General features: G+C 48.5%; 11 protein-coding genes. 9 read left to right on the forward strand and 2 right to left on the reverse strand.

Annotated elements, in window-relative coordinates; all coding sequences use genetic code 11:
• Positions 1-79: 79 nt before the first annotated feature.
• The gene (locus tag HMPREF2865_RS04785) at positions 80-643 is read right to left on the reverse strand and encodes a YceI family protein (protein ID WP_070645956.1); all 564 of its coding nucleotides are present in this window, start codon (positions 641-643) and stop codon (positions 80-82) included.
• A 278-nt stretch (positions 644-921) separates the two neighbouring features.
• On the opposite strand from HMPREF2865_RS04785, the gene ilvD reads away from it, so the two are divergent.
• From ilvD to ubiE, 7 genes are all read left to right on the forward strand, one after another.
• Positions 922-2,781 (forward strand): dihydroxy-acid dehydratase, encoded by a 1,860-nt coding sequence (gene ilvD / locus HMPREF2865_RS04790; protein ID WP_070645958.1) that lies wholly within the window; start codon positions 922-924, stop codon positions 2,779-2,781.
• Between the two features lie 68 nt (positions 2,782-2,849).
• Positions 2,850-2,981 carry a hypothetical protein gene (locus HMPREF2865_RS12355; RefSeq protein WP_256388404.1) on the forward strand — a complete coding sequence of 44 codons (132 nt, stop codon included), beginning with the start codon at positions 2,850-2,852 and terminating at the stop codon, positions 2,979-2,981.
• A gap of 68 nt (positions 2,982-3,049) precedes the next feature.
• Positions 3,050-4,339, forward strand: a complete 1,290-nt coding sequence (locus HMPREF2865_RS04795) for a CAP domain-containing protein (RefSeq protein ID WP_070645960.1) — start codon at positions 3,050-3,052, stop codon at positions 4,337-4,339.
• Positions 4,340-4,417: 78 nt separating this feature from the next.
• Positions 4,418-4,651, forward strand: coding sequence for a hypothetical protein (locus HMPREF2865_RS04800; protein WP_003679719.1), 234 nt, complete (start codon positions 4,418-4,420; stop codon positions 4,649-4,651).
• A 1-nt stretch (position 4,652) separates the two neighbouring features.
• Positions 4,653-5,084 carry a gamma-butyrobetaine hydroxylase family protein gene (locus HMPREF2865_RS04805; protein WP_070645962.1) on the forward strand — a complete coding sequence of 144 codons (432 nt, stop codon included), beginning with the start codon at positions 4,653-4,655 and terminating at the stop codon, positions 5,082-5,084.
• 18 nt (positions 5,085-5,102) lie between these two features.
• Complete coding sequence (locus HMPREF2865_RS04810) at positions 5,103-5,381, forward strand: MBL fold metallo-hydrolase (protein WP_225905479.1); 279 nt, start codon at positions 5,103-5,105, stop codon at positions 5,379-5,381.
• Positions 5,382-5,496: 115 nt separating this feature from the next.
• Positions 5,497-6,234, forward strand: coding sequence for a bifunctional demethylmenaquinone methyltransferase/2-methoxy-6-polyprenyl-1,4-benzoquinol methylase UbiE (gene ubiE, locus HMPREF2865_RS04815; RefSeq protein ID WP_004519946.1), 738 nt, complete (start codon positions 5,497-5,499; stop codon positions 6,232-6,234).
• Positions 6,235-6,399: 165 nt separating this feature from the next.
• Here ubiE and HMPREF2865_RS04820 read toward each other — a convergent pair whose 3' ends face one another.
• Positions 6,400-7,530 (reverse strand): polyamine ABC transporter substrate-binding protein, encoded by a 1,131-nt coding sequence (locus HMPREF2865_RS04820; RefSeq protein ID WP_003685623.1) that lies wholly within the window; start codon positions 7,528-7,530, stop codon positions 6,400-6,402.
• 250 nt (positions 7,531-7,780) lie between these two features.
• Here HMPREF2865_RS04820 and alaS point away from each other — a divergent pair, with 250 nt between their 5' ends.
• Both alaS and HMPREF2865_RS04830 read left to right on the forward strand, forming a co-directional pair.
• The gene (gene alaS / locus HMPREF2865_RS04825) at positions 7,781-10,675 is read left to right on the forward strand and encodes an alanine--tRNA ligase (RefSeq protein ID WP_070645964.1); all 2,895 of its coding nucleotides are present in this window, start codon (positions 7,781-7,783) and stop codon (positions 10,673-10,675) included.
• Between the two features lie 114 nt (positions 10,676-10,789).
• Positions 10,790-12,265: a ParB N-terminal domain-containing protein gene (locus HMPREF2865_RS04830; RefSeq protein ID WP_070645966.1), complete on the forward strand. Its 1,476-nt coding sequence runs from the start codon at positions 10,790-10,792 to the stop codon at positions 12,263-12,265.
• Positions 12,266-12,274: the final 9 nt, after the last annotated feature.

The raw sequence follows: 12,274 nt of genomic DNA on the forward strand, positions 1-12,274 counted from the left end.
CCGTCTGAACAGGGATAAACGAAATCAACGATTTCTGCCTTACCTGTTCAGACGGCCTTTATTTTGAAATCAAGCAGGATTATTGTTTCACTGCTTCGATTTGGATATTAATGTTAACTTTTTTGCTCATACCGGCACTTACCAAATAATCCAAGCCCCATTTGGTACGGTCGATGGTGGTGCTGAAGTCGCCGCCACACACTTCTGCTTTTGCCATCGGGCTTTGGTAGCAGTTGAATTTGTCGGCTTTGAGTTTTACCGGCGCAGTTTTGCCGTTCATGGTCAGATTGCCGTCAACGGAAAGCAGTTTTTTGCCGTTGAAATTGAATTTGGTGGATACAAAACGGATTTCAGGGTATTTGTCTGCATTGAAAATATCGGCAGATTTCAAATGTTGAGTAAAGCGATCTGAACCGGTTTGCAGTTTGGACAAAGGCAATACGATATCGATTGAGCCTTGGCGTTTGGCACGATCAAATTCCAAATTGCCGGTCAAACCATAAATACCGCCGACGTTGGTGCTGGTGTTGAAATGGTCGATGGCAAAGCGGGCATTGGCATGAAATTCGTCCACTTTATAAACAGCGGCAGACGCAGCAGAAGCCAACATGGCCGAACACAATGCAAACATGATTTTTTTCATCGTCTTATCCTTAGAAATGTGAGAAGTTCCCTATCATATCACTTTTTGATGCCAACATCTTTTGCAAATGAGAAAGACAACGTTTCATCCTAAGAAAACTTCAGGCCGTCTGAACGAGAGGACAGCAAATTCAGGTGAAGCAAATACAGTTTAGTTTTATTACAAAATAGCGTGCTTCATCGCTCGTAATTGGTATAAAATACCGAGTTATTTCTACAACGGGCCGCCAATTAACCAGCCTATTTCAGACGGCCTCAGCATAAAACAAAGGAACAAAAATGCCTGAATACCGCTCCAAAACCTCTACCCACGGCCGCAATATGGCAGGCGCGCGCGCATTGTGGCGTGCGACCGGCGTCATGGAAACCGACTTCGGCAAACCGATTATCGCCATTGCCAACTCCTTCACCCAATTCGTCCCAGGCCATGTGCACCTGCACAATATGGGTCAACTGGTTGCCCGTGAAATCGAAAAAGCTGGCGGCATTGCCAAAGAATTCAACACCATTGCCATTGACGACGGTATCGCCATGGGCCACAGCGGTATGCTCTACTCCCTGCCTAGCCGCGACCTGATTGCCGACTCCATCGAATACATGGTCAACGCCCACTGCGCCGATGCGCTGGTGTGCATTTCCAACTGCGACAAAATCACTCCGGGCATGCTGATTGCCGCCATGCGCCTGAATATTCCGACCATCTTCGTTTCCGGCGGCCCGATGGAAGCCGGTAAAGTTATCGGTGTAGCCAACATCCAACCCGAACGCCGTTTGGACTTGATTGATGCCATGATCGAATCGGCAGACGACAATATCAGCGACAAACAAGTCGAAGAAGTCGAACAAAACGCCTGCCCGACTTGCGGCTCCTGCTCCGGCATGTTTACCGCCAACTCCATGAACTGCCTGACCGAGGCACTCGGCCTTTCCCTGCCGGGCAATGGTTCTTATCTGGCTACCCACGCCGGCCGCAAAGAATTGTTCCTCGAAGCCGGCCGCATGATTGTCGAAATCACCAAACGCTACTACGAGCAGGACGACGAAACCGTATTGCCGCGCAGCATTGCCACTAAAAAAGCGTTTGAAAACGCCATGACCATGGACATCGCCATGGGCGGCTCTACCAATACCATTTTGCACCTGTTGGCCGTTGCCAACGAAGCCGGTGTCGATTTCAAAATGGCAGACATCGACCGCCTGAGCCGCGTTGTACCCTGCATCTGCAAAACCGCGCCAAACAATCACGACTACTATATGGAAGACGTGCACCGCGCCGGTGGCATTTTCGCCATCCTGAAAGAATTGGACAAAGCAGGCAAACTGCACACCGACGTGTACACCATCCACGCGCCGACCCTGAAAGACGCGATTGAAAAATGGGATGTAACTAACCCTGAAAACACCCATGCCGTCGAGCGTTTCAAAGCGGCTCCAGGCGGCGTGCGCACTACTCAGGCGTTCTCGCAAAACCGTATGTGGAAAACCCTCGACCTCGACCGCGAAAAAGGCTGTATCCGCGATGTTGAACATGCCTACTCGCAAGACGGCGGCTTGGCAGTATTGTTCGGCAACATCGCAGAACGCGGTTGCGTAGTGAAAACCGCAGGCGTGGACGAGAGCATCCTCAAATTTACCGGCCGCGCCCGCGTTTTTGAAAGCCAAGAAGACGCAGTAGAAGGCATTTTGGGCAACCAAATCGTGGCTGGCGATATCGTCATCATCCGCTACGAAGGCCCTAAAGGCGGCCCGGGCATGCAAGAAATGCTGTACCCGACTTCCTACCTGAAATCCAAAGGTTTGGGCAAAGCTTGCGCCCTGCTGACCGACGGACGCTTCTCCGGCGGTACTTCCGGCCTGTCCATCGGCCACGCTTCGCCTGAAGCGGCAGAAGGCGGCGCAATCGGTTTGGTACACGAGGGCGACACCATCGAAATCGACATTCCAAACCGCAGCATCCACCTTGTCATTTCCGATGAAGAGCTTGCCGCACGCCGTGCCGAAATGGAAGCACGCGGCAGCAAAGCGTGGAAACCGGAAAACCGCGACCGCTACGTCTCCGCAGCCCTGCGTGCCTACGGCGCGATGGCGACTTCCGCCGACAAAGGCGCAGTGCGCGACGTATCGCAAATCGAACGTTAATTAAACTGACTTAAGGCCGTCTGAACGCTTTCAAGTGTTTCAGACGGCCTTCATTCAAACGGACACATATGGACAAATTCATTTTAGCGATGATCGGCATGGCCATTGCCCTCTTGATTATTATTGGCGGCGGATTTATCGCTGTCGAATATTTCAAATCCCATCCTGAAGCATTCCAAGTCAAGCCGCTATCAAAATAATCATTTAACGGCATGAGTTTCAAGGGGAAAGAGCCGCAGCTCAAGGCCGTCTGAACGCAGCATATATAATGAAACACATTCTTTACTGGCTGGGTGGTTTTGCCATCGCCCTCGGCATATTCCAATACTACGAAACCCATCGCTATTCCGAAGACCAGCTCATCTACGCCCAACTGCCGCAAAATCGTACTGCCGTTGCCGATTTTGACGCCTTGGCGTATTTAAACTTCCTCCGCGCCTCAGCCAATCTGCCCGCACTGGCGCACTCAGCCACACTCGAACGCGCCGCGCGTAATCATGCCCGCTATCTGCTGCAAAACCCTGACGACGGACATGACGAACACAATACACGCAATCCCTTTTATACAGGCCCACGCCCATCAGACCGCACACGCAAAGCCGGTTATGCCTATAAAGGCGTGCACGAAAACGTCAGTACCGGCCAGCATCCGCCAAACGAAAAAATCAACGACCATCTACCTGCCCAACATCAGCTGGATAATCTGATGACGGCGATTTATCACCGTCTCTCCTTACTCGATCAAAATATCGACGAAGCCGGAGCGGCATTTGAATCGCAAGGCAAACAAATCGCACTGAGCATCAATCAAGGCGACAGCAGATTCAACAGCCTCTGCCAAAAAAACCGCCCACTATCCGACCTCAGCCGTTCGTTTTATCAAGATGCCTGTCATGGTCATGCCATTGTTTATGCAGATGAAATCTCCAACCGTAAATTCCGACCTTACGTCACCTATCCGCAAGGTAATTTCGCTTCGCCGGTTTTCCACGGCGAACGTCCCGACCCTATGCCGCATTATGAAATGACCGGCAATCCGGTCAGCATCGCGTTCTCAGAGCAATCACCTCCGGTCAAAATGCGTTCGTTCAAACTGTATCAGGACACAAAAGAAATCAGAGACGTCAAAATATTAGATAAAGATAATGACCCAAACCGCCTCCTGACCGAACGTCAATTTGCGCTGTTTCCTTTACAACCATTGGAATACGACACCGACTACCGAGCCGTGTTCCAATACCATCAAAACGGAAAAGACAAAACGGCCGAATGGACATTCAGCACTCAAAAACCCGATTACCCTTACTTCATCGTCAAAGGCGGCGAAACGCTGGCCATCGAATCCGGACAAAAATATTTTATCCATTGGCAGGATTTTTGGTGCTTGAAGCAATGCGAACGCTACAACTACCGCATGAACCGCGACACCCAACTCGACATTATCGAGCGGCAGGCCGGCGGTATTATTATCCGTGTCAACGGAAGCAAAGGCAGCAGCATCCGCTTAATGCCCGAAGGCGAAGACAGGCGCGCCATTACACTTTATTTATGGAAATAAAGCCGTTTTCAGACGGCATGAAGCACCAAAAAGCTGATAAAATACCGCCTCACCACCCTACGGCAAGCTATCCACAACATGACCAAACATCCGCAAACAGCAGCCAATACCCGCTATGCCTTTGCCAGCATTGCCGCCATGTTGGCCGCGTTTTTACTGTTCGTTGCCGTGATGTTGCTGCCTTTGGGGCTGACGGCGGACACCCAAGTGAGCCTGATACGGTTTTCACTCTACGCAATCGTGCTGTTTGCCGTACTTGGCGGTATTTTTTCTGTACGCGTTGCCTATTTGCGTAAAAAGAACGGAGCATGACATGACCCAAGCCGATAAAATCCCACAAGAAATCCGCCTCCAGCAAGAGCGGCGCGTACTGACTTTGGTCTATGTTGACGGTGCCAAAAGCCTTCCTGCCGAATACCTGCGCGTGTACTCGCCCAGCGCGGAAGTACGCGGACACGGTGCCGGCCAAGATGTTTTGCAAACAGGCAAAGCCGAAGTCAGCATTACCAATTTGGACCCCGTCGGCCAATACGCCTTGAAAATTACTTTTTCAGACGGCCACGACAGCGGCCTTTACGATTGGGACTATCTCTACCGACTGGCGCACAATCAAGACGCACTTTGGCAAGACTATCTCGACCGCCTCGAAAAAGCCGGCGCGTCCAGAACTCCAAGTGCCGAAGATTTAAAACCCAAACGCACACATTCCTGCGGTAGCGGAGGTTGCGGCGGAAAGGCCGTCTGAAAAAAGGCGAAGCCGACATTGGACGACGGCAGGATCATTGACGGCAAAGCATTCCTCTCCCCGCCTAAAAAAGGACGGGTAGTGGCTATCTTCGGCGATACCAAAGCCTGTCCGCAGGCAGTGCGCGCCGCGCAAAACGCAGACGTTTTGGTGCATGAAGCAACCTTTGCGGCAGGCGATGAAGAGACAGCGGAGCGAGTGTTCCATTCAACCGTATCCGATGCCGCCAAGCTGGCTTTGCAAGCCAATGTGAAACAACTTTACCTGACCCACATCAGCGCACGTTATACCGAATAAGGGCAACGCCTGATGCTGGAGCGGCAGGCACAAACTATATTTCCCGCGTCGAAAGGGTTGGCGATTTCGACGTATTCGATATCTGAATCCGTATTATTTTAAGAAGGCAGACACTATGAGCGACCACAAAACCCATTTCGGCTTCTCTACCGTTGACGAAGACGAAAAAGCAGGCAAAGTTGCCGAAGTCTTCCACTCCGTGGCAAAAAACTACGACATTATGAATGACGTAATGTCCGGCGGTCTGCACCGTGTTTGGAAACATTTCACCATCAATACCGCCCGCCTGAAAAAAGGCGACAAAGTATTGGACATCGCCGGCGGTACTGGCGATTTGTCCCGAGGCTGGGCGAAACGTGTGGGCAAAGAAGGCGAAGTTTGGCTGACAGACATCAACTCCTCCATGCTGACGGTCGGCCGCGACCGCCTGCTCAACGAAGGCATGATTCTGCCCGTATCGTTGGCAGACGCTGAAAAATTGCCGTTCCCCGACAACTATTTCAATCTGGTTTCCGTCGCATTCGGCCTGCGCAACATGACGCACAAAGATGCCGCGCTGAAAGAAATGTACCGCGTATTGAAACCGGGCGGCACCCTGCTGGTGTTGGAATTCTCCAAAGTGTACAAACCTTTGGAAGGCGTGTACGACCTCTACTCTTTCAAACTGTTGCCGATTATGGGCAAACTGATTGCCAAAGATGCCGACAGTTACCAATACCTTGCCGAGTCCATCCGTATGCACCCCGACCAAGAAACTTTGAAGCAAATGATGCTGGATGCAGGCTTCGACAGCGTGGATTACCACAACATGAGCGCAGGCATCGTCGCCCTGCATAAAGGCGTGAAATTCTAAGGCCGTCTGAAACGAACAAAAGGGCGTGATTGATAGACACGCCCTTTGTTTTTAAACCTTATCCAAGCCAATCTGACACAAACCAAAGGCCGTCTGAACAGCCGTAAAACGAAATCAAACATTTCGGTTACACCATTCAGACGGCCTTAATACGTTCAAATCAGCTTATGTACCTGCTTTCACACTTTGCCATTGACGGACCATAAATTTCAACGCCGCCGGTTGGATAGGCACCATGATAAAGCTGTTTTTCAAATCCTCATCGGTCGGGAAAATCGTATTGTCGTTTCTAAACTCTTCATCCATCAGCTCTTGAGCCGGTTTGCTAGACGGCGCATAAGTAACAAAATTGCCGTTTTTCGCCGCAACTTCAGGATCTAAGAAATCATTGATATACGCATGGGCATTGGCCACATGTTTGGCATCTTTCGGAATCACAAACGAATCCACCCAAATCCCCACGCCTTCTTTCGGCATCATCACACGGATTTTTTCCTTGCCGCCTGCTTCTTCGGCACGACGTTTGGCAATGTTCAAATCACCGCCAAAGCCAATCGTTACGCAAGTATCGCCGCGCGCCAAATCATCGATAAAACCGGACGAGGTAAAACGCTTGATGTACGGACGGTTTTTCTTCAAAACTTCCGTAGCCGCCTTAATATCCGCCGTTTCGCTGCTGTTTGGATTTTTACCCATATAGTTCAACACCATAGGATAAATTTCCGCCGCGCTATCCAAATAGCTGATGCCGCATTGTTTGAGTTTGGACGTGTATTCAGGGTTAAACACCAAATCCCATTGATTGTCCGGCAGCTGATCCGTGCCCAACGCCTTTTTCACACGCTCGGTATTGATGGCGAAAGTATTGGTACCCCAATAAAACGGCACTGCATATTCATGCCCCGGATCGACACCTTCCATCAGTTTCATCAACTGCGGATTCAAGTTTTTATAGTTGGGAATCAGAGACTTGTCGATTTTTTGATACGCACCTGCCTTAATCTGCCTACCGACAAACGCATTGGAAGGACCCACGATGTCGTAACCCGACTTGCCGGTCAATACCTTGCTCTCCAGCGTTTCATCGCTGTCATATACATCGTAAGTTACTGCGATACCGTGTTTTTTCTCAAACGCGGCAACCGTCTCGGGATCGACATATTCCGACCAATTGTAAATGCTCAATACCTTTTGATTATCGGTTTGAGCCGCCTTGTCGGCAGAAGTTTTGTCCGAGCCGCCGCAGCCGGCCAGTGCCAGCGCAGTCAGTACGATGAGGGGCAGATGTTTGGTCATTATCATTCCTTGCGTATCCGGTTGAAAATAGAGAGGCATTATAAAGCAGGCAAGCCCGAGCGGATAGGCTTCATTGTTAAAAGATATCGTCCCGCTTGAGGCCGTCTGAAAGACGGATTGCAGCCAACTTAAAACCTTTCTGCCGATAGCTTGAAATATGGTTTTGCGGTAAGATAACGCCCATTCGTTTTTAATCGCAACGCGCCGTCCGGGCCGTCTGAAATCCTTGTAAAAAATTTATCGAGACATTATGAAAACCACCGAACTACGCCAAAAATTCCTGAAATTTTTCGAATCCAAAGGCCACACCATCGTCCGCTCCTCCTCGCTCGTACCACACGACGACCCGACCCTGCTGTTTACCAACGCAGGCATGAACCAATTTAAAGACGTATTCCTCGGCTTTGACAAACGCCCCTACAACCGCGCCACTACCGCACAAAAATGCGTACGCGCAGGCGGCAAACACAACGACTTGGAAAACGTCGGCTACACCGCCCGTCACCACACCTTCTTTGAAATGATGGGCAACTTCTCCTTCGGCGACTACTTCAAACGCGACGCCATCCACTTCGCTTGGGAGTTCCTGACTTCCCCGGAATGGTTGAACATCCCTAAAGACAAACTCTTGGCGACCGTTTACGCAGAAGACGACGAAGCCTACAACATCTGGCTGAACGAAATCGGCATGCCTGCCGAGCGCATCGTCCGCATCGGCGACAACAAAGGCGCGAAATACGCGTCTGACAACTTCTGGCAAATGGGCGACACCGGCCCTTGCGGCCCTTGCTCCGAAATTTTCTACGACCACGGCGAAGAAATCTGGGGTGGCATTCCGGGCAGCCCTGAAGAAGACGGCGACCGCTGGATCGAAATTTGGAACTGCGTATTTATGCAGTTCAACCGCGACGAACAAGGCAATATGAATCCGCTGCCTAAACCATCCGTTGATACCGGCATGGGCTTGGAACGTATGGCCGCCGTCATGCAGCATGTCCACAGCAACTACGAAATCGACCTGTTCCAAGACCTGCTCAAAGCCGTTGCCCGCGAAACCGGCGCGCCGTTCAGCATGGAAGAACCAAGCCTGAAAGTCATCGCCGACCACATCCGCTCCTGCTCCTTCCTGATTGCAGACGGCGTGATGCCGTCCAACGAAGGCCGCGGCTATGTACTGCGTCGCATCGTCCGCCGCGCCGTACGCCACGGTTACAAACTCGGTCAGAAACAAGCGTTTTTCTACAAACTCGTGCCCGACTTGGTGAAAGTAATGGGTGATGCTTATCCTGAGTTGAAAGAGAAGCAGACGCAGATTATGGAAGCCCTGCGCGCGGAAGAGAGCCGTTTCGGCGAAACGCTGGAAAAAGGCATGGGCTTGTTCAATCAAGTGTTCAACGGCATGAAATTCTTGAAACTGGAAAGCCTGCTGCCGCAAGATGGTGCGGGCAAACCACTGGCATTGAAAACCGCAGAGGGTGTGGAATTCACCGCCGCCTCCCGTGCCGCTTCAGGCAAAAAGCAAATCGTTATCCGTCCCCAAGTTTCAGGTAGCCTGAACGAAGGCATGTATATCGATTTGCAGGCTGCTTTGGAAACCGCCCATATTCCCGACGCGGAAAAACCGTTTGCCGAAGCCTTAAATGCCTATTTGATGGACAACATCGCCAACAGCAAACTCGTTATCGGTGGTGAACACATCTTCAAACTCTACGACACCTACGGCTTCCCTTACGACCTGACTGCCGACATGGCGCGCGAATTGGGCATCGATTTGGATGAAGAAGGCTTCAACCGCGAAATGGATGCACAACGCGCACGCGCACGCGCCGCACAAAGCTTCAAAGCCAACGCCCAACTGCCTTACGAAGGTCAAGACACCGAGTTTAAAGGTTATAGCGAACGCCAAACCGAATCCAAAGTCCTCGCCCTCTACAAAGACGGCGAGCAAGTCAACGAATTGAACGAAGGCGACGAAGGTGCCATCGTTATCGACTTTACCCCGTTCTATGCAGAATCCGGCGGCCAAGTCGGCGACGTCGGCTATATCTTTGCAGGCGAAAACCGCTTTGAAGTACGCGATACCCAAAAAATCAAAGCGGCTGTATTCGGCCAATTCGGCGTACAAACTTCAGGCCGTCTGAAAGTCGGCGACAGCGTTACCGCCAAAGTGGATGACGAAATCCGCAATGCCAATATGCGCAACCACAGCGCGACCCACTTGATGCACAAAGCCCTGCGCGATGTATTGGGTGAACACGTTGAACAAAAAGGCTCTTTGGTTACCGCCGAATCCACCCGTTTCGACATTTCCCATCCTCAAGCGGTCACTGCCGAAGAAATCGCCGAAGTAGAACGCCGCGTCAACGAAGCCATTTTGGCTAACGTTGCCGTCAACGCAGCCATTATGAGCATGGAAGATGCCCAAAAAACCGGCGCCATGATGCTCTTCGGCGAAAAATACGGCGACGAAGTACGCGTACTGCAAATGGGCGGTTTCTCTACCGAATTGTGCGGCGGTACACACGTTTCACGCACCGGCGACATCGGCCTCTTCAAAATCATCAGCGAAGGCGGTATTGCCGCAGGCGTACGCCGTATCGAAGCCATCACCGGCCTGAACGCACTCAAATGGGCGCAAGAGCAAGAGCGTTTGGTTAAAGACATTATTGCCGAAACCAAAGCCCAAACCGAAAAAGACGTACTGGCGAAAATCCAAGCAGGCGCAACACACGCCAAAGCATTGGAAAAAGAATTGGCACGCGCCAAAGCCGAACTCGCCGTCCATGCAGGCGCCAAACTCTTGGACGATGCAAAAGACTTGGGTTCAGCCAAACTCGTTGCCGCACAAATCGAAGCCGATGCCGCCGCCCTGCGCGAAATCGTGACCGACTTGACCGGCAAATCAGAACAAGCCATCGTATTGCTCGCCGCAGTCAACGACGGCAAAGTCTCCCTATGCGCCGGCGTATCCAAACCGTTGACTGCTAAAGTCAAAGCAGGCGATCTGGTTAAATTTGCAGCCGAACAAGTCGGCGGTAAAGGCGGCGGCCGTCCTGACTTGGCGCAAGCCGGTGGTACAGATACCGATAAATTACCTAAAATGCTGGTAAGCGTGGAAGCTTGGGTAAGCGGCAAGTTGGTATGATCTAAAATAGATTGAGACCTTTGCAAAATAATCTGTCAACGAAATTTAAGATTTTAGTAACTTATGTTATTGCAAAGGTCTCAGATTAATTCTAAATAATTTTAGAGAAGAACTATGAATAAAATTGAAAATATAGAAATAAGTAATTTGTTGTTGGATTTAGATAATCCTAGATTTAATAGAGAAGTTTCTAACCAACGAGAAGCTATAAATTTAATGTTAGACTTACAAAGCGAAAAGATTTTTAATTTAGCAAAAGACATTATTGAAAATGGATTAGATCCTTCTGAAAATATGATTGTTCGTCCGTGTACAGAAGAAGGTAAAGAAAACTTTTATATCATTTTAGAAGGAAATCGTAGAGCTACTGCATTAAAATTGCTGGAACAGCCCACTATTGCAGAAAAGGAAACTATTCAGAAGAAGTTCTTAAAACTAGAAAAGATAGCTAGAGTTGAAAATTTACAAAATATTCGATGTGTAGTGATTGAAAATGAAGAAGAATATAATCACTGGATTTCACTAAAACATACAGGTGATAATAAAGGCGTAGGCCGCGAACGATGGACTACGCCCGAAATTGATAGATACAATGCTAAGCATGGGAAAACTTCTATTCAATCACAGATTTATAAATTTATTCTAGATCATCATGACTACTATAAGCACATTTTAGAATATAAAAAATATATTTATGTTACTAATCTAAGTCGCTTATTTGACAAAAATACACAAAAAAAATTTGGTCTGTCATTGGTCAATAGTTTCTTATATTCCACCTTGCCATATGAAGCTTTTCTAGCTAAATTAAATTTAATACTTAGCGAGATGGTTTATATTTCACAAGGCAATAATAAACCTGATTTTAATGTATCAAGGATTTATAATGTTTCTGATAGAGAGGAATTCTTAAATCAGATTGGTATTGGTAATCCTGAGATTGAAGTAAAAGCATGGAAACTTGATGATGCTTTTAAAAATAGAGAAGAGCTACGAAATGATAACGGTTTTCAGAGCGAAACTAAAAACGATACAGGCGATAAAGAAAATAACAATGATAATTCAAAACCCAATAATTCATCAAGGAATAACGATTATGAACATAATGAAGATAGTGGTAAGAGAAAAAGGACAAATACAAATAAGGATAATACAGCCAGAAATTCATTAATTCCAATAAGTACAAAATTCTCATTTAGGGGTAATAAAAAATGCTCGGCTATTTTTCAAGAATTGAAAAATAAAATGACTCATGACGTGCATCCTTATTCCATTGCTGTCATGCTAAGAGTCTTTATTGATTTATCAGTATCTGAATTCATAGAAGAAAAACAAATAAAGCCAAAAGACCAGACAAGAAATCCTGGATTATATGATAAAGTTGAGATGTGTTCTGCTTATTTAAAAGAGAAAAATTTACTTAGCCAAACTCAAATTTCAGCAATAAATGCATTTGCAAAAGATAAATTAAAGGCAAGTGGTACATTGCAACAATATGTTCATAATCAACACTTACTTCCATCAAAAGATATTTTGAATCGTGAGTGGGATAATTTCGAACCTTTATTAAAAGCAATTTGGTCTGAATAACTATTATTT

The organism is Neisseria sp. HMSC073G10 (assembly GCF_001812605.1).
GTDB classification, from domain to species: domain Bacteria; phylum Pseudomonadota; class Gammaproteobacteria; order Burkholderiales; family Neisseriaceae; genus Neisseria; species Neisseria subflava_A.